At 69.5% G+C, this 17410-nt stretch carries 12 protein-coding genes; 3 read left to right on the forward strand and 9 right to left on the reverse strand.

Annotated features, from left to right (window positions below):
* Nucleotides 1–23 precede the first annotated feature (23 nt).
* The 6 genes from selA to apbC all read right to left on the reverse strand — a co-directional run bounded on the left by selA (nucleotide 24) and on the right by apbC (nucleotide 8357).
* Nucleotides 24–1460 carry an L-seryl-tRNA(Sec) selenium transferase gene (gene selA / locus LXT12_RS00310; protein ID WP_233388337.1) on the reverse strand — a complete coding sequence of 479 codons (1437 nt, stop codon included), beginning with the start codon at nucleotides 1458–1460 and terminating at the stop codon, nucleotides 24–26.
* Nucleotides 1460–2467: a formate dehydrogenase accessory protein FdhE gene (gene fdhE / locus LXT12_RS00315; protein WP_233388339.1), complete on the reverse strand. Its 1008-nt coding sequence runs from the start codon at nucleotides 2465–2467 to the stop codon at nucleotides 1460–1462. The genes selA and fdhE overlap by 1 nt, the downstream gene beginning before the upstream one ends.
* On the reverse strand, nucleotides 2464–3087 hold the full coding sequence (locus LXT12_RS00320) for a formate dehydrogenase subunit gamma (protein ID WP_233388341.1): 624 nt from the start codon (nucleotides 3085–3087) through the stop codon (nucleotides 2464–2466). Before LXT12_RS00320 ends, fdhE begins: the two co-directional genes overlap by 4 nt.
* 11 nt (nucleotides 3088–3098) lie before the next feature.
* Nucleotides 3099–4004: a formate dehydrogenase subunit beta gene (gene fdxH / locus LXT12_RS00325; RefSeq protein ID WP_233388343.1), complete on the reverse strand. Its 906-nt coding sequence runs from the start codon at nucleotides 4002–4004 to the stop codon at nucleotides 3099–3101.
* A gap of 9 nt (nucleotides 4005–4013) precedes the next feature.
* A complete protein-coding gene (gene fdnG, locus LXT12_RS00330) occupies nucleotides 4014–7085 on the reverse strand; it encodes a formate dehydrogenase-N subunit alpha (protein WP_233388345.1) in 3072 nt (1023 codons plus the stop codon).
* A gap of 177 nt (nucleotides 7086–7262) precedes the next feature.
* Nucleotides 7263–8357, reverse strand: coding sequence for an iron-sulfur cluster carrier protein ApbC (gene apbC / locus LXT12_RS00335; RefSeq protein ID WP_233388347.1), 1095 nt, complete (start codon nucleotides 8355–8357; stop codon nucleotides 7263–7265).
* A gap of 115 nt (nucleotides 8358–8472) precedes the next feature.
* On the opposite strand from apbC, the gene LXT12_RS00340 reads away from it, so the two are divergent.
* Nucleotides 8473–9378, forward strand: a complete 906-nt coding sequence (locus LXT12_RS00340; RefSeq protein ID WP_419964753.1) for a DUF3034 family protein — start codon at nucleotides 8473–8475, stop codon at nucleotides 9376–9378.
* Nucleotides 9379–9501: 123 nt separating this feature from the next.
* Complete coding sequence (locus LXT12_RS00345; protein WP_233388349.1) at nucleotides 9502–11817, forward strand: TonB-dependent receptor plug domain-containing protein; 2316 nt, start codon at nucleotides 9502–9504, stop codon at nucleotides 11815–11817.
* Nucleotides 11818–12257: 440 nt separating this feature from the next.
* Here LXT12_RS00345 and LXT12_RS00350 read toward each other — a convergent pair whose 3' ends face one another.
* From LXT12_RS00350 to LXT12_RS00360, 3 genes are all read right to left on the reverse strand, one after another.
* Nucleotides 12258–13220: an IS5 family transposase gene (locus LXT12_RS00350; RefSeq protein WP_233388351.1), complete on the reverse strand. Its 963-nt coding sequence runs from the start codon at nucleotides 13218–13220 to the stop codon at nucleotides 12258–12260.
* Between the two features lie 458 nt (nucleotides 13221–13678).
* Nucleotides 13679–15601, reverse strand: coding sequence for a bifunctional diguanylate cyclase/phosphodiesterase (locus tag LXT12_RS00355; protein WP_233388352.1), 1923 nt, complete (start codon nucleotides 15599–15601; stop codon nucleotides 13679–13681).
* Nucleotides 15602–15768: 167 nt separating this feature from the next.
* On the reverse strand, nucleotides 15769–16446 hold the full coding sequence (locus LXT12_RS00360) for a transglutaminase-like cysteine peptidase (RefSeq protein WP_233388354.1): 678 nt from the start codon (nucleotides 16444–16446) through the stop codon (nucleotides 15769–15771).
* Nucleotides 16447–16511: 65 nt separating this feature from the next.
* Between LXT12_RS00360 and LXT12_RS00365 the strand changes: the two genes are divergently transcribed.
* On the forward strand, nucleotides 16512–17408 hold the full coding sequence (locus LXT12_RS00365; RefSeq protein WP_233388356.1) for an HDOD domain-containing protein: 897 nt from the start codon (nucleotides 16512–16514) through the stop codon (nucleotides 17406–17408).
* Nucleotides 17409–17410 lie beyond the last annotated feature (2 nt).

The following is a 17410-nucleotide window of genomic DNA, read 5'->3' on the forward strand; positions in this document are numbered from 1 at the left end:
GTGTTGAATGCGATGGCTGCTAATCACGCCAGCGCCTCCTTCAACACGCCCAGCTGTGACGTCAGCAGCGTCGGCTCTTCCAGGCAGCGCAGGTCGAGCAGCAGGCGGTCGTCCTGGATGCGGCCGATGACCGGCCGAGGCAGTTCGCGCAGCGCGGTGGCGAGCGCTTCGAGCGTGCGGCCACGCCCGTCGGCGGCGGTCAGGGCCAGGCCGGCCGAAGGCAGGCGCTCGACCGGCAGCGAGCCCGAGCCGATCTGGCTCTGCAAGGCCACGGCCTCGACGGCGAAGCGCGGCGACACGGCCGCCGCCACCTCGGGCAGCAGTTGCCGGGCAAGCGCCGCGATCTGCTCGGCAGGGCGCGTGAGCAGGCGCAGCGTCGGCAGGTCCTGCACCAGGCGCTCGGGCCGCAGGTACAGGCGCAGCGTGGCTTCCAGCGCCGCGAAGGGCAGCTTGGACAGGCGCAGCGCCCGCTTCATCGGGAACTTGCGGATGCGGCCGACGGCCTCGCGGCTGCCGACGATGAGGCCGGCCTGCGGGCCGCCCAGCAGCTTGTCGCCGCTGAAGGTCACTACGTCGCAGCCGGCCTTGAGCATGGCCTGCGGCAGAGGCTCGGGCGGCAGGCCCCACTTCGACAGGTCGACGAGGGCACCGCTGCCGAGATCGGTCATCAGCGGCAGGCCGGCGCGGTGGGCGATGGGGGCGAGCGTGGCCTCGTCCACCGAGGCCGTGAAGCCCTGCACCTGGTAGTTGCTGGTGTGCACCTTGACGACCAGGCCCGTGCGCGGTGTGATGGCCTGCTCGTAGTCGCGTGGATGGGTGCGGTTGGTGGTGCCCACTTCGACGAGGGTGGCGCCGGCCGCGGCCATCACGTCGGGCATGCGGAAGGCGCCGCCGATCTCGACCAGTTCGCCGCGCGAGACGATGGCTTCCTTGCCGCGGGCCAGGGCCGCGATGCCGAGCAGCACGGCAGCGGCGTTGTTGTTGACGACCGTGGCGGCCTCGGCGCCGGTCAGCTCGCAGAGCAGGCCTTCGATGAGCTCGTCGCGGTCGCCACGGCTGCCCGTGGCGAGGTCGAACTCGAGGTTGTTGGGCGAGCCCATCAGGGCCAGCACCTGCTGCAGGGCGGCATCGGCCAGCAGGGCGCGGCCGAGGTTGGTGTGGATGACGGTGCCGGTCAGGTTGACCACGGCGCGCATCGAGGGCTGCAGCCGGGCCGCCACCCTCGCCGCCAGGGCCGCCGGCAGCGTGGCGACTTCGGCGAGAGGGAGCTGGCCGGCGAGGGCCCGGGTGCGCAGCGCGTCGAGCAGGGCCCGGCCCTCCGCGGCCACCAGCGTGTGCCCGTGCTCGACCACCAGCGGCGCGCAGTCGCGCAACAGCCGGTCGAGGGCCGGCAGGTCTTTGGGGGCCGCCTTGTCCTGGGCCTTGGAACCGTGGACCACGGATTCGTCAGGCGCCGTCATCAGTGCTCCCGTCCGGGAGGCGGAGCCTCGTCGGGTTCGCCGAAGAGCAGCAGCAGGTTGACGCCGTGGCGCTGCAGGCCCGACTCGCTGACGAGCAGGTCGAGCGTCACGGTGGCGAGGTCGTCGGCCACGGGCTCCAGGCCGTTGTCGCGCGCCGGGTGCATGAGCTTGAGGTAGTGGCCGCATTCACCGCAGCACTCGGCCTGCACGGCGGGCTGGGTGTTGGCCACGGCCTCGTCCTGCGCCACCAGGCTTTGCAGCGAGATGCCCTTGGTGCCCTGGCAGTGCGTGCACTTGACGCGCACGTAGTGCCACTGGGCCGCGCACAGGCCGCAGGCCAGGTAGCGGGCGCCCTCCCCGCCCAGCCTCTCCACCGAGGCCACGGGCCGCGAACCACAGCAGGGGCAGAGCGTGGGATCATCGGTGCGGCCGAAGGGCGCGATGGGGCCCTGGGCGTGGGCCTTGGCCGCCTGCTGGACGAGGCGCACCCAGTGCAGTTGCAGGCCGGCGGCGATCAGCGGTGCGGCGGCCAGGTCCAGCCCCAGCATGACGCCGGACAGCAGGCGGCCGGCCTGAGTCTCGAGATGCTCGTCGCTTGCCGCTGCGAGCTGACGGGCCGTCTCCTGGGCCGGGCCGGGGGCGACGTGACGGGCGAGGTCGGCGAGCAGGCCGCGCAGGGCGTCGCGCCACACGGCGGCGCGCGGCCAGGGCGCGGGGCCGTCGGCCGGCAGCAGCGGCAGGCCGGCGCGGGCCGCGGCCTCGACGTCGTCCGGCGTGGGCAGGGGCAGGTTGACGCCGGCCGACAGGGCACGGTGCTGGGCGTCCGCCAGCTCGGCCACGAAGAGCAGGAAGTCGCGCATCGCATGCCCCTCGGCGAGGGCGCGCAGGCGCAGGGCGCGCTCGGCGAAGACGCCGGGCTCGGGCAGGTGCAGGAAGCTCAGTTGCTCGCCGGCACGGACGGCGATCTCTTCGGGGCTGAGGAGTTTCTGGGAGGGGCTCGCGGTCACTGCTTTCCTGTCATCTCGCGGTGCCAAAGAGCGTGATTCTGGCGCGCCCAGCCTTCGGTCACCGTTCCGCGCGTCATGGCCCGGACGGTGCCCTTGACCCAGATGGCCGCGTAGACGTGCATGATGACGCCGAGCACCAGGGCGAAGGCACTGGCGGCATGCACGAGCACGGCGATGCGGCGCAGCAGGATGGGGAAGGCGTTGGCGAACCAGGGCTGCCAGAACATGAAGCCGGTGACGAGCAGCAGCAGCAGGCAGACGCTCATCAGCCAGAACACGCCCTTCTGGCCGGCGTTGTACTTGCCCACCGGCGGCATGGCGGCCTTGTTGCCGCGAAGCATGTCGGCGCTGTGGGCCACCCACTCGCGGTCCACCGGGACGAGGACGTTCTGGCGCCACAGGCGGAAGAACATCACGGCGAAGGCCAGCACCATGGCCACCCCGAAGAAGGGGTGCAGGATGCGCGTCCAGACGCCGCCACCGAACAGGCCGCTGAAGAAGAACAGGCTGGGGTGGAAGAAGGCCAGCCCCGACAGGGCGGCGAGGAAGAACAGCAGGGCGATGAACCAGTGGTTCATGCGCTCGCTGTCGCTGTAGCGCTGCAGGAAACGGGTTGCCATCGTGCCCTCCTTCAGGCGTCGGCCTGGTCGGCCTCGTCGGTGGCCTTGGCGTCCGCCCCGTCCGGGTCCTCGACGGGGCCGACCTTCATGTAGTGGAAGAAGCCGGCCACCGCCGCGCCGATCATGGCCGCGACGGCCAGGGGCTTGGCGGCGCCCTTCCACAAGGACACCAGCGGGCTGATCTTGGGATCGGCCGGCAGGCCATGGTAAAGCTCGGGCTTGTCGGCATGCTGCAGCACGTAGACGACGTGGGTGCCGCCGACGCCCTGGGGGTCGTAGACGCCCGCGTTGGCATAGCCGCGCTCCTTCAGGTCGGCCACGCGGCCGGCACCGAAGTCGAGCATGTCGTCCTTGGTGCCGAAGCGGATGGCGCCCGTCGGGCAGGCCTTGGCGCAGGCCGGCTCCAGGCCGACGCCGACACGGTCGGAGCACAGGCTGCACTTGTAGGCCTTGTTGTCGACCTGGGACAGGCGCGGCACGTCGAAGGGGCAGCCGGTGACGCAGTTGCCGCAGCCGATGCAGTGCTCGGAGATGAAGTCGACGATGCCGTTCGTGTACTTCACGATGGCGCCGGGCGCCGGGCAGCTCTTGAGGCAGCCCGGGTCCTCGCAGTGCATGCAGCCGTCCTTGCGGATCAGCCACTCGAGGCGGTCCTTCTCGACCTCCACCTCCGAGAAGCGCATGACCGTCCAGCTCTGCGGCGTCAGGTCGCGCGGGTTGTCGTAGGTGCCGTGGTTCTCGCCGACCTCGTCGCGCAGGTCGTTCCACTGCATGCAGGCCACCTGGCAGGCCTTGCAGCCGATGCAGGAGGACACGTCGATGAGCTTGGCGACCTCGGCGACGTGGCGGCGCGCCTCAGGCGGCTGGGTCGTGGTCGCCGAGCGCGCGGCGATGTCGAGGGATTGAAGTGATGACATCGTCCCTCCTCAGGCTTTTTCCAGGTTCACTGTGAAGGCCTTGAACTCCGGCGTCTGGGTGTTCGCGTCGCCCACGAAGGGGGTCAGCGTATTGACCAGGTAGCCGGGCTTGGCCACACCGACGAAGCCCCAGTGGTTGGGCAGGCCCACGGTGTGCACGCGCTTGCCGTCGACGTCCAGCGAGGCGATGCGCTTGGTGACGACGGCCACGGCCTTGATGAAGCCGCGGTTGCTCGTCACCTTGACCCAGTCGCCGTTGGCCACGCCCTTCTCCTTGGCCAGCTCCTCGCCGATCTCGACGAACTGCTGCGGCTGCACGATGGCCGAGGTGCGCACGTTCTTGGTCCAGTAGTGGAAGTGCTCGGTCAGCCGGTAGCTGGTGGCCACGTAGGGGAAGTCCTTGGGCTTGCCGAAGGCCTCCATGTCGCTCTTGAAGACGCGCGCGGCCGGGTTGGACTTGGCCTTGGCGTTGTTCGGGTGCATGGGGTTGGCCGGCAGCGGCGACTCGAAGGGCTCGTAGTGCTCGGGCAGCGGGCCGTCCACCATGCCGCTCGGCGCGAAGAGGCGGGCCACGCCTTCCGAGGTCATGATGAAGGGCCGCACGGCATCGGCGTCCGTCGGGTTGGCATCGGGCCGGATGTCGGGCACGTCGGAGCCGCCCCACTTCTCGCCGTTCCAGGCCACCAGCCGGCGCTTGGCGTTCCAGGGCTTGCCAGTGGGGTCGCAGGAGGCCGCGTTGTAGAGCACGCGCCGGTTCGCCGGCCAGGCCCAGGCCCAGTTCAGCGTCTGGCCGATGCCGTAGGGGTCGGCGTTGTCGCGGCGGGCCATCTGGTTGCCGGCCTGGGTCCAGGCGCCGGAGTAGATCCAGCAGCCGCAGGACGTGGAGCCGTCGTCGCGCAACTGGCCGAAGCCGGCGAGCTGCTCGCCGGCCTTGACCAGCACCTTGGTCGGGTCCTTGGGGTCGGTGACGTCGGCCAGGGCCTTGCCGTTGTACTCCTTGGCCAGCTCCTCGGCCGAGGGGTTGGTGGGCTGCAGGTAGGGCCAGGTGAGGTTGAGGATGGGATCGGGGAAGGCGCCGCCTTCCTTGGCGTAGGCGGCCCGCATGCGGGTGAACAGCTGGGCGATGATCTCCGGGTCGCCCTTGGCCTCGCCCGGGGGCTCGGCGCCCTTCCAGTGCCACTGCAGCCAGCGGCCGGAGTTGGTGAGCGAGCCGTCCTCCTCGGCGAAGCAGGTGCTCGGGAAGCGGATGACCGTCGTCTGGATCTCCTCGCTCTTCACGTCATGGTGCTCGCCGTGGTTCTTCCAGAACTCGGCAGTCTCGGTGTTGAGCGGGTCGATGACGACGAGGAACTTCAGTTTGGACAGCCCGTCGACGACCTTCTTCTTGTTCGGGAAGCTGCCCACCGGGTTGAAGCCCTGGCAGATGTAGCCGTTGAGCTTGCCCTGGTTCATCAGCTCGAAGGTCTGCAGGACGTCGTAGCCCTTGTCCCACTTGGGCAGGTAGTGGAAGGCCCACTCGTTCTCGGCCGTCGCGGCCTTGCCCCACCAGGCCTTCTGCTGGCTCACGAAGAACTTGGGGTAGTTCTGCCAGAAGCTCATCTGCCCCGGCCGCAGGGGCTTGAGGGCGCGGGTCTTGTAGTAGGTGTCGAGGTCCTGCTCGCCGTCGCGGGCCAGGCTCATATAACCCGTCAGCGACGTGGACAGCAGGCCCAGGTCGGTCAGGCCCTGGATGTTGGAGTGGCCGCGCAGCGCGTTCATGCCGCCACCCGGAAGGCCGATGTTGCCCAGCAGCAGCTGCATGATGGCGCCGGTGCGGATCATCTGCGAGCCGTAGCTGTGCTGCGTCCAGCCCAGGGCGTACATGATGGTCATCACCTTGTCCGGCCGCGAGGTCTCCGCGATCATTTCGCACACCTTCAGGAACTTGTCCTGCGGCGTGCCGGTGATCTTGCTGACCTGCTCGGGCGTGTAGCGCGAGTAGTGCGCCTTCATCACGTTGAGCACGCAGCGCGGGTGTTCCAGCGTCGGGTCGACCTTGGCGAAGCCCTTGTCGTCGAGCTCGTAGCCCCAGCTCTTGTTGTCGTAGCGGCGCTTGGCTTCGTCGTAGCCGCTGAAGATGCCGTCCTGGAACTTGTAGTCCTCGCCGACGATGAAGCTGGCGTTGGTGTAGTTCTTGACGTACTCGGTCTGGATCTTGTTGTGCGTCAGCAGGTAGTTGATGACGCCGCCCAGGAAGGCGATGTCCGACCCCGCGCGGATGGGCGCGTAGTAGTCGCTCATGGCCGCCGAGCGCGTGAAGCGCGGGTCGACGACGAGCAGCTTGGCCTTGTTGTGCTGCTTGGCTTCGATGACCCACTTGAACCCGCAGGGGTGGGCCTCGGCGGCATTGCCGCCCATGATCAGGACAAGGTCTGCGTTCTTGATGTCCACCCAGTGGTTGGTCATCGCGCCGCGGCCGAACGTCGGGGCCAGACTGGCCACCGTCGGGCCGTGTCAGACACGTGCCTGGTTGTCGAATGCCAGCAGCCCCATCGAGCGCATCGCCTTGTGGGTGATGTAGCCCGCTTCGTTGGAGGATGCGCTCGCGCAGAGCATGCCGGTGGTGAGCCAGCGGTTGACGGTCTTGCCGTCGGCGTTGGTGGCTTGGAAGTTGGCGTCGCGGTCGGCCTTCATGAGCTTGACGACGCGGTTCAGCGCCTCGTCCCAGCTGACGCGCTTCCACTCCTTGGCGCCGGGCTCGCGGATCTCGGGGTACTTCAGGCGGTTGGGGCTGTGGACGAAGTCCAGCAGGCCGGCGCCCTTGGGGCAGAGGGTGCCGCGGTTGACCGGGTGGTCGGGGTCGCCCTCGATGTGGATGATGCTGGAGGCGACGTTCTTGGCCTTGTCGCCCAGGCTGTACATGATGATGCCGCAGCCCACCGAGCAATAGGGGCAGGTGTTGCGGGTCTCGGTCGCCCGGGAGAGCTTGAAGTTGCGCGCCTCCGCCAGGGCCGCCGTCGGCGAGAACCCTAGGGCCACCAGGCTGGACGCCGCCAGCCCCGCACCGCTCACCCGGAAGAATTGCCTCCGGTTCATGTCCATTCGGCTGTCTCCTGCGGACCCTCGCCCGCTCGTGGAAGAAAAGAAGCCTGCGACCCTCGATGGCCGCCGCCCCGCGATTTCTTCACAAAGACGCCGCCTTGTCCATTGAGGGCAATCCGGGGGACCAAACCGCTCGGACATGTGGAACCGTCAGTTCCGCGTCAGGCAGACGCGGCGTCAGGTGGACTTGGAGATGGAGATACTGGGGAACTTGGACGAATAGTCCTTGCCTTGCGCGGCGATCTTGGCGGCCACCTTGCGGGCCAGCGCCTTGTAGAGCGCAGCCACCTCGCCGTCGGGCTCGGCCGCCACGGTGGGCGTGCCGGAGTCGGCCTGGGCGCGGATGCTCATGGCCAGGGGCAGCGAGGCCAGCAGCTCGGTGCCGTACTGGGCCGCCATCTTCTGGCCGCCCTCGGCGCCGAAGATGTGCTCGACGTGGCCGCAGTTGGAGCAGATGTGCACGGCCATGTTCTCGACGATGCCGAGGATGGGCACGCCCACCTTCTCGAACATCTTCAGGCCCTTCTTGGCATCGATGAGGGCGATGTCCTGCGGCGTCGTCACGATGACGGCCCCGGTCACGGGCACGCGCTGCGACAGCGTCAGCTGGATGTCGCCGGTGCCCGGGGGCATGTCGACGATGAGGTAGTCCAGCTCCTGCCAGCGGGTCTGGCGCAGCAGTTGCTCCAGCGCCTGGGTGGCCATGGGGCCGCGCCAGATCATGGCCTGGTCGTCGTCCACCAGGAAGCCGATGGAGTTGACCTGCAGGCCGTGGGCGACGTGGGGCTCCATGGTCTGGCCGTCCAGGGTCTCCGGCCGGCCGCTGGCGCCCAGCATCAGCGGCTGGCTGGGACCGTAGACGTCGGCGTCGAGCACGCCGACGCGCGCCCCTTCGGCAGCCAGGGCCAGGGCGAGGTTGGCGGCCGTGGTGCTCTTGCCCACGCCGCCCTTGCCGGAAGCGACGGCGATGATGTTCTTCACGCCGGGCAGCAGCTGCACGCCGCGCTGCACGGCATGGGCGACGACCCGGGTGGCGATGGCGACGCTGACGTTGCCCACGCCGGGCACGCCGCGGGCCGCGGCCACCAGGGCCGCCCGCAGGGCCGGATGCAGGCTGGCGGCCGGATAGCCCAGCTCGACGTCGATGGCCACGTCGGCGCCCTCGACCTTGACCGAATTGATCGCCCTGGCCTCGCCCAGCGTTCGGCCGCTGCCGGGGTCGACGACGGCTTGCAGCAGGGGTTGAAGCTGGGCTTCGGTGATGGCGGTCATGGCAGGCAGGAGTTCACGGGGAGACGAAGCGGGCAGTCTAGCGGCCGGCTGCATGGCAGGTAGTTGAAAGGTTTGTGCGTAGAGTGCGCCGATCCACTCGCCGGAGACGCCCTGCATGCCGCGCCCTGCCCTGCTGTTCGCCACCGCCGCCCTGCTGGGCGTGGCGGCCATGGGCGCCGCCCGGGCCGGCGACGGCAAGCTGCTGCTGACCGGCGGCGTCTCCAGCATCGACGGCGCAGCCGGAGGCGGCCTGACGCCCTGGGCCCTGACCGGCAGCTACGCGACGACCGGCGAAGTCGGCGTCACGGCCTTCGCCACGCGGGTGCGGACCGGCGACTACGGGCTGACGGACCAGGGCCTGGCCGTCTCGGCCTGGGACCGCCTGGAGCTCAGCCTCGCCCGCCAGGACCTCGACACCGGCGCCAACCTGGCGCCCCTCGGCCTGGCCGGCCTGCACCTGCGCCAAGACATCGTCGGCCTCAAGCTCCGCGTCGCGGGCGAGGCCATCCTCGACAGCGACCGGTTCATGCCCCAGGTCGCCATCGGCCTGCAGCACAAGAAGACCCATGCTGGCGCGCTCGGTCCCACCCTCTTCGGCCCGCTCGGCGCCCGCGCGTCGGGCCACGACGCCTACATCAGCGCCACCAAGCTGTGGCTGGCCCAGGGCCTGCTCGCCAACCTGACGCTGCGGGTCACCCGCGCCAACCAGAACGGCCTGCTGGGTTTCGGCGGCGCCCAGGGCGGCGGACGCAGGCTCGAGCCCGAGCTGTCGCTGGCCCGGCTGCTGCGCAGGGACCTGGCCGTCGGCCTCGAATACCGCGCCAAGCCCGACAACCTCGCCGACTCCGTCCTCGGCCACGGCGCGCTGAAGGAAGACGACTGGAAGGACGTCTTCGTCGCCTGGGCGCCCAACAAGCATGTCTCGCTGACGGCCGCCTGGGTGGACCTGGGGCGCATCGCCCCGGGCGTGCAGCCCAGGCGCCAGACGGGCGGCTACCTGTCCGTGCAACTCGCGCTTTAGCGTTCCTGCGCGTGACCCGCGAAATCGTCACGCCGGTGATTGATTGGCCCCGCCCGGGTAAAGAAGATTTGCGTTGACCGACCAGCCACAGGCGGGCGCAGCGCACATGGCAAGCTGACGGCCATGCAACTCCTCCGTGTCCCTGCGGCCGCCGCGCTGGTGGCCTGCGGCGGCTTGTCCGCGTCCGCCGCCTTCGCCCAGGCCCAACCCGCGGCGCCAGATGCCGCCGCCTCCGCCCCTGCGCGCCCGGCCCGGCCGGCCGACGACCCCGCGGGCCGAGCGCGGAAGGAGCAGCTCCACCGCGTGGAGGTCGACGGCCGGGCCAGCGACGAATCCATGCGCCGCGCCTCCACCGCCAGCAAGATCGTCATCACCCGCGAGGAGATCGACCGCTACGGCGATTCCACGATCGGCGAAGTCATCAAGCGCCTGCCGGGCGTGACCACGGGCGGCCGGCCCGGCCGCGGCGGCGACATCCGCATGCGCGGCATGGGCGGCGGCTATACCCAGGTGCTCGTCAACGGCGAGCGCATGCCGCCCGGCTTCTCGCTCGACCAGCTGCCGCCCGACCAGGTCGAGCGCATCGAGGTGCTGCGCGCGCCCACCGCCGAATACGGGGCCCGCGCCATCGCCGGCACCATCAACATCGTGCTGCGTGAGGCCCTGCAAAAGCGCGTCAACGACCTGCGGCTGCAGCTGTCCGAGGAGCGCGGCAAGCTGCGGCCCAACATCGGCTGGACGCGCAACGACAAGCTCGGCCAAGCAGGGGCCTACAACATCACGCTGAACGCCACGCGCAACGCGCGCATCGACGACTTCAACAGCACCAGCACCACGCATCTGCTGGCCACCGGCCAGGACAGCACCGTCATCAACCACGGCCGCAACAACGCGTCCAACGAATCGCTGAACCTGAATGCGCGCCTTCAATGGCGCGAGCCCGATGGCGACAGCTTCTCGTTGCAGCCCTTCATCGTCGTGAGCCGCAGCTCGGGCGACAACGTCTTCGCCCAGACGCAGAGCGCCTGCAGCAGCGACCCCGCCAGCCAGATCCGCTGCCTGAACTACGACCACGCCGACACCGGCAGCCGCAACCGCTCGGCCATGGGCCGGCTGCACGGGCAGTGGCAGCACCGCCTCGGCGAGGGCACGCGGCTCGAGCTGCGCGGTGCCCTGGGCCGCATGAACGCCCACGGCCACAGCGAGCGCGAGGAGAGCATGCACGGCGCCGTCTACCGCACCCAGGACGACACGACCGACAGCCACCACGACTCCTGGAGCGCGGCGGCCAAGCTGTCCCACCAGATGGCGAGCGAGCACAGCCTGGTCGGCGGCCTGGAAGCCGAGGGCCAGGACCTCGACCAGACACGCGTGACGCTGCAGAACGGCCGGCCGCTGCCGGCCCTGCAGGACTTCGGCGACAACCTGTCCGCCTCGACGCGCCGTTATGCCTACTACGCCCAGGACGAATGGAGCGTGGGCAAGCGCTGGAGCTTCTACGCCGGGCTGCGCGGCGAGAGCATCGAGACCTCCGGCAGCAGCGCCGGCAACCCCGTGCGCAACCGCTCCTCGGTCTGGACGCCGCTGCTGCATGCGGTCTGGAAGTTCAACGAGGCCAGCCGCGACCAGATCCGCGCCAGCCTGACCCGTTCCTACCGCAGTCCCAACCTGCAGGACCTGATCGCGCGGCCCAGCATCAACTCCCAGTACGCCTGCCCTGACAACGCTCCCTGCGGCGCCAACCTCATCAACTACCCGGACCGCATGGGCAACCCCGACCTCAAGCCCGAAGTGGCCCGCGGCCTGGAGCTGGCCTACGAGAACTACCTGAGCCTGGGCGGCATCCTGAGCGTCAATGCCTTCTACCGCCGCATCCAGGACCTGATCCGCGTGGAGACCGAGCTGGAGACGGTGAGCTGGGCCAGCGTGCCGCGCTGGGTTGCCCGCCCGCGCAACATCGGCGGGGCGACGACCTATGGCGTCGAGCTGGAAGCCAAGTTCCGCCTCGACCAGTTCATGGCCGGCGCGCTGCCGGTCAACGTGCGCTCCAACCTGAGCCTGTTCCATTCCCGTGTCGACCGCATCCCCGGCCCTCACAACACGCTGGACCAGCAGCCTCGCGGCACGGCCAACCTGGGTTTCGACTACCGGCTGCGCAGCCTGCCGCTGACGCTGGGCGGCGACCTCAACTACACGCCCGCCTACCAGATCCAACAGACGGAGTTGCAACTGACCGAGCTGGACAAGAAGCGCGTCGCCGACGCGTTCGCGCTGTGGACGTTCAGCCCGACGCTGGGGGTGCGGGTGTCGGCGGCCAACCTGGCGCCGCTGGACTACTTCACCGGCAGCGTCATCACGACCGACAAGGCGGTCATCACTTCGCGCAGTGGGGGGCCGAGCTATACGCAGTGGCAGGTGCGGTGCGAGATGAAGATTTGAGATTGGGTTTTGGGCGGGCTGCTTTTGCTCAGAGCGTTTTGACTCGGTGCGTTGTGTCGTAGGGGGCTTTTGCGTCGAGCCTTTCGACTCGGTGCACCGCCGCGGGAATCCGCCCCGCGAGGGCGGGTAACTTTCTTCTGTCGGCGCCAGAAGAAAGTCACCAAAGAAGAGGCGCTTTAAAGCGAGCCCGCTCGTTCGCTGACCACTCGAACTGGGCTACAGGCGACCCGCTTCGCTCTCGCTGCTGTCCTTATGCCGAGCACCATCCATCGCACCGCATGGCCGCCTAAGGAAGGTCTGCACAAAGCACGCCCATTCGTCGTACTGACCTCGACCTGAGGTGTGGTGTTGAGGCCGATGCTCTTATCGGCGTGGGGTATTGCCTCGTTTGGCGGCATCTTTGCCGCCGTCACGGCGCATGTCGTGCTTTGCAGGCGTACTCATGCCTGCACCGCACCCAGCTGCCGACGCACCATCCACAGGTTGGACAGCGCGAACAGCGTGTGCAGCTGCGCCGTGTTCTTGTCCAGCCCGCGATAGCGAACCTTGACGTGGCCGAACTGGCGCTTGATCACCCGGAACGGGTGCTCCACCTTGGCCCGAATGCTGGCCTTCAAGCGCTCCAGCTCGTCGATCAACCGGTTCGACTCCCACGTCTTGTCCAGCGCGCGGCGCTTGCCGGGGCGCATGGCGATGTTCCAGCGCACCTCGGGCTTGGCGTCAGGGCGTTTGCCTGCGCCCTGATAGCCCGCATCGCCAAAGGCCTCGGTCTCTTCACCATGCAGCAGCGCGTTGGCCTCGGTCACGTCATTGACGCTGCCGGCCGTGCCCCGCACCGTGTGCACCAGGCCCGACTCGGCGTCCACGCCGATGTGGGCCTTCATGCCGAAGAACCATTGATTGCCCTTCTTGCTCTGCTTCATCTCGGGGTCGCGCTCGCCACTGGCGTTCTTGGTCGAACTGGGCGCGGCGATCAGCGTGGCATCCACCACCGTGCCGGCTCGCAGCATCAGCCCCTTGCCGCGCAGCAAGTCGTTGATGGTCTGCAGGATCTGCGGCGCCAGCTTGTGCTTCTCCAGCACGCGACGGAAGCGCAGGATGGTGCTCTCGTCGGGCACACGCTCATCCCAGCCGCCCAGGCCTGCGAAGTCGCGGAACAACGCCATGTCGTGCAGCGCCTCTTCCATCGCCGGGTCGCTCAGGTTGAACCACTGCTGCATGAAGTGAACCCGCAGCATCACCTCCACCGCGAATGGTGGGCGGCCGCGTCGGCCCTCGGGCATGAACGGGCTGATCAGCGCCACCAGCTCCGGCCAGGGCACCACGGCGTCCATCTCTTCCAGGAACATCCGCCGACGCGTGCGTTTGCTCGATTGGCCCAGCCCCAGACTCGTCTGCTTCATGGCCTCCATCATCTCCGCCGCTCAGCCCTCCCGGTAGCAGACTTGCCCGGGGTTTATGCAGACCTTCCCTAACGCGCGGCTGCACGCCGTGCTCACGAGTCGAAAACCAAGCAAGCCAAGCGCCGCTCGGGCGGCGCGTCGTGGGGTGTGGTGCCTTCATTGGTGAGCCCGGCGTGCAGCCGGCGTTAACCGGCATGAAGGTCCGATGCTTGGTGGTCTGGATAGGGACAGCAGCGAGAGCGAAGCGGGTCGCCTCGGGGCGTTTCTTGGCGTTCAACGCATCAAGGCGCTGGGTTTATAGCGCCTCTTCTTTGGTGACTTTCTTCTGGCGCGACAGAAGAAAGTTACCCGCCCTCGCGGGGCGGATTCCCGCGGCGGTGCAGAGAGTGGAAAAGGCTCGACGCAAAAGCAACCCAACACAAAAGCACCGAGTCGAAAGGCTCACGCCAAACGCAACCTCACCCCTTCTGACTCGCCGTCACCCACGGCCCCGTCAACCCATCCAGCTCGCAGTCCCACAAGGCCTGCGCATCCATGGCATCCACCACCCCTTCGCCGTAGACCTTGAGCGACAGGCTGCGCAGCATGATGACCATGCCGCGCACGAAGGCCGCGCGGCCGGCGTCGCTGGCCACGCCGAGCAGGACGGAGGCGTCCAACTTCACGTAGTCCAGGCCCGCCTGATAGAGCCTCTCCACATGGGCCAGGCCGGCCCCCGCATGCTCCAGCCCCAGCTTCACGCCCAGGGGCCGCAGCTGGCGGCCGAGCTCCAGCAGGCGCTCGAAGTGCTCGGTCGCCGCGATCTCGGACAAGTCGAGCAGCACCGCCTGCGCCTCTCGTGGCGAATGGCCCAGCAGCTCGCGCAGCTGCGGCAGGAAGCCGGCGTCGCCCAGCGACACCGGGGCGATGTTGATGCAACGCGCCTGGCCGTCGGCGGCGATGGCCTTCAGCGCCAGCTCGACGGCGAACAGGTCGACCTGCGCCGTCATGCGCGCCCGCGCCGCCAGGGGCAGCCAGCTGGCCGCCGGCAGGAACTCCTCGTCCAGCCGCAGCTGCAGCGGGCACTCCAGGTGAAGCAGCTGGCCGGCACGGTCCCGCACCGGGTACTCGACGAGGCGACCGCGCCGCTCGGCCACGGCCTGCTGCAGCTGGGCCCGCCACAGCGCCTCGCCCTGCTCGCGGCCCACGCCCGGGTCCGCGACGACCTCGACGGCGATGCCGCCGCGGGCCTCGCTGAGGTGCTCGGCCCTGGCCAGGGCCGCATCGGCCTCGCCGAGCCAGACATTGCCGGGCCGTTCGCGCGGCAGCTCCACGGCACCCAGCGCCACCTGCACGCCCGGACCGAAGGCCGGCAGGCTGGCGCGCAAGGCGTCGGCCAGGGCATGGGCCGTCTCGGCAGCCACGCCCTCGGCGGGCAGCCACAGCGCGAAGTCCCCGCCGTTGAGCCGGCCGACCCGGCAGCCGGGGACCGACTCGGGGTAGGCCTGAAGCGCCGTGACCACGGTCATCAACACGTCGTCGACCGCCGCACGCCCCAGGCGCGCATTCAGGCCGGCCAGATCGCGCAGCCGCACCAGGACGAGGCCGGCGATGACCGGGCCGTCATCGCGCTGCAGGGCGGCATCCAGCTCGGCCAGGAAATGGCGGCGCGTGGAAACCCCCGTCAGGGAATCGTGATGGACCTGCTCGCGCAGCACGAGCAGCTGGCCGGCCTGGGCCTCGAACAGCTCCTTCACCCGCTGCACCATGGCGTTCATCGCACGGGTCAGGCGCTGCAGCTCGGGCACGCGCGGCTCGATGACCTGGCCGTAGCGCCCCGCCAGCACGCCCTCGGCCTGGGACACGGCGGCATCCAGCGGGCGGCGGATGCGGCGCAGCCCCGCCCACGCCACCACCGCCGCGCCGATGCCGACGACCAGCAGCCAGGCGATCAGCCGCCGCGTGGCCAGCCACAGCGCGTCGTGGGCGTAGCTGGCATGGCTCTTCAACTCGACGGAGCCGATGGCATTCCAGCCGTTGGACACCTGGGCCACGCCCGGCGCCACCTCGATGGGCACGAGGGCGCGGAACCAGTCCGGCGCCTGGCCGGGCCGAGGCGCCTCGGCGCGCTCGAACAGGGTCTCGCCGCCAGCGCCGCGCCAGCGCACGAACTGGTAGGCGCCGGTGTCGAACTGGGCCGACACCAGCAGCCGGATCAACTCGCCGTCGCCCTTTTGCTGCGACAAGGCCAGGGCCAGGGCCTGGGCGTTGTCGGCGTTCTTGAGCTCCAGCTGGGTGAGCATCAGTTGGCGGGCCGACAGCGTGGACAGGCCGACCGCGCCCACCAGCGCCGCCAGCACCACCCCCAGCACCAGCCAGGCGATCTGCCGCATCAACGACATGTCAGGTTCCTCATATCAATTGCCCTATGCCACACCCATGACAGCTCGCGGACCGAGCGCCGGGCCGCTCCCAAGCCGGCCCGCTCCGGCGATGTGCTTGCCGGTCGAGCCGGGAAGCATCGCCGTCCCCTCGGGGGACCGGCCAAGGTACTCCTTGGACGAGGGGCTCACAAGAATCCTTCAGCCCTGGCCTTGGCCACCAGCTCGCGCCACAGCGACAACCGCGCCAGCGGGTCGCCCGCCGTCACCGGCCCCACGCCCTGCCACAGCCCCTCGGTATTGAAACTGAACACCGGCGTCAGGTCGGGCCGCTGCGAGGCGGGCAGCACCTCGGGGCGCAGGTTGTCCAGGATCAGCGGCTCGGCGTCCGGCTGGGCATAGTAGGCCAGCACCATGTGGGCCAGCGACTGGCCGCCCAGGCGCGCCCGCACGTAGACCATGCGCAGCCGCGCCGTCGGCACGCCCGAGGCCGCTAGGCTGAAGTACTTGGCGATGGCGTAGTCCTCGCAGTCGCCGGCGCGCTTTTCCAGGCTTTCGAGGGGCGTGGCCCAGTAGTCCGGCACGCCCCAGGTCACGCTGTCGTCCTTGAAGGCCAGGCGCCGGTTGAAGAAGTCGTTGACCTCGCGCAGCCGCTGGGGCTCGTCCAGGGCGCTGCTGCGCTCGATCTGCTGCACCAGGGCCTGGGCCTGCTCGGCCACGCGCGGGCCACGGCCAGCCGCCACCTCCAGCACCCGGGCCGCGTCGTAGGCCGCCAGCGCCAGCCAGGGCAAGGCGGCCAGCACGGCCACCAGCCACCACCCGCGCGAGCGTGCGATCCGAACGACTTGACTGGGCGAAGTGGGCAAGATTGACGGCGCTCAAGGATTCGATTCACTGTACCCGGCGCCAGCCCGCCTAAGATTTTCGGATCATGCAGAACCCGGTCTCCTCTCACGCCCAAGGCTCGCGCACGCAGCAGATCCGCGACGATCTCGACCAGTCGCGCCGCCGCGGGCCGCTGCAGCACATCCAGATCCCGCCCTGCCCCGAGCTGCTGGCCCAGCTGCAGCAGGCCATGGCGCAGCCCGAGCCGGACCTGAACGCCGTGGCGCGCATCGCCTCCGCGGACGTGGCCATGTCCGCCACGCTGCTGCGTATCGCCAACGGGCCGCTCTTCAAGCCCGTCGGCCAGCCCTGCACCAACGTCGGCCAGGCGATGAACCGCATCGGGCTGCGCGAGAGCGTGGCCGTCATGACCGGCTTCCTGGCCCGGCATGCCATCCCCGTCAACGCGCCGCAGCTGGCGCGCTTCTGGGAGCGCAGCACCAAGCGCGCCGTCGCCATGGCCACCGTCGCCCAGCAGTTGCCCGGGCTGTCGCCCGACCTGGCCCACACCTTCGGCCTGTTCCTGCACGTCGGCATGCCGGTGCTGCTGCAGAGCGTGCGCGGCTATGGGGCCACCATGGTGGAGGCCGCCGCCCGCATCGATCGCCCCTACATCGCCACCGAGAACGCCAACCACAAGACCGACCATGCCGTCGTAGGCGCCCTGGTGGTGCGGGTGTGGAACCTGCCGCCGGTGCTGATGGCGGCCATCCGCCTGCACCACGACTTTGCCGCCCTGGGCCATGCCGACATCGAACCCGAGGTCCACACCCTGGTGGCCGCCGGGCTGATCGCCGACCACCTGATGCGCCGCCACGAGGGCTTGCCCGAGGATGCCGACTGGGCCGCCCACCACCAGGCGGCCATGGACTGGCTGCACATCGGCTGGGACGAACTGGCGCACTGGGAAGAGGCCGTCATCGCGCAGTTCGAAGCGGACTGAGC

This window comes from Pelomonas caseinilytica, assembly GCF_021353235.1.
Lineage (GTDB): Bacteria > Pseudomonadota > Gammaproteobacteria > Burkholderiales > Burkholderiaceae_C > Pelomonas > Pelomonas caseinilytica.

Bases quoted from the DNA above. Each gene is read 5' to 3' on its own strand.
- selA (WP_233388337.1), bottom strand. From the start codon at position 1,460: ATGACGGCGCCTGACGAATCCGTGGTCCACGGTTCCAAGGCCCAGGAC.
- LXT12_RS00320 (WP_233388341.1), bottom strand. From the start codon at position 3,087: ATGGCAACCCGTTTCCTGCAGCGCTACAGCGACAGCGAGCGCATGAAC.
- fdxH (WP_233388343.1), bottom strand. From the start codon at position 4,004: ATGTCATCACTTCAATCCCTCGACATCGCCGCGCGCTCGGCGACCACG.
- apbC (WP_233388347.1), bottom strand. From the start codon at position 8,357: ATGACCGCCATCACCGAAGCCCAGCTTCAACCCCTGCTGCAAGCCGTC.
- LXT12_RS00340 (WP_419964753.1), top strand. From the start codon at position 8,473: ATGCCGCGCCCTGCCCTGCTGTTCGCCACCGCCGCCCTGCTGGGCGTG.
- LXT12_RS00345 (WP_233388349.1), top strand. From the start codon at position 9,502: ATGCAACTCCTCCGTGTCCCTGCGGCCGCCGCGCTGGTGGCCTGCGGC.
- LXT12_RS00350 (WP_233388351.1), bottom strand. From the start codon at position 13,220: ATGAAGCAGACGAGTCTGGGGCTGGGCCAATCGAGCAAACGCACGCGT.
- LXT12_RS00355 (WP_233388352.1), bottom strand. From the start codon at position 15,601: ATGTCGTTGATGCGGCAGATCGCCTGGCTGGTGCTGGGGGTGGTGCTG.
- LXT12_RS00365 (WP_233388356.1), top strand. From the start codon at position 16,512: ATGCAGAACCCGGTCTCCTCTCACGCCCAAGGCTCGCGCACGCAGCAG.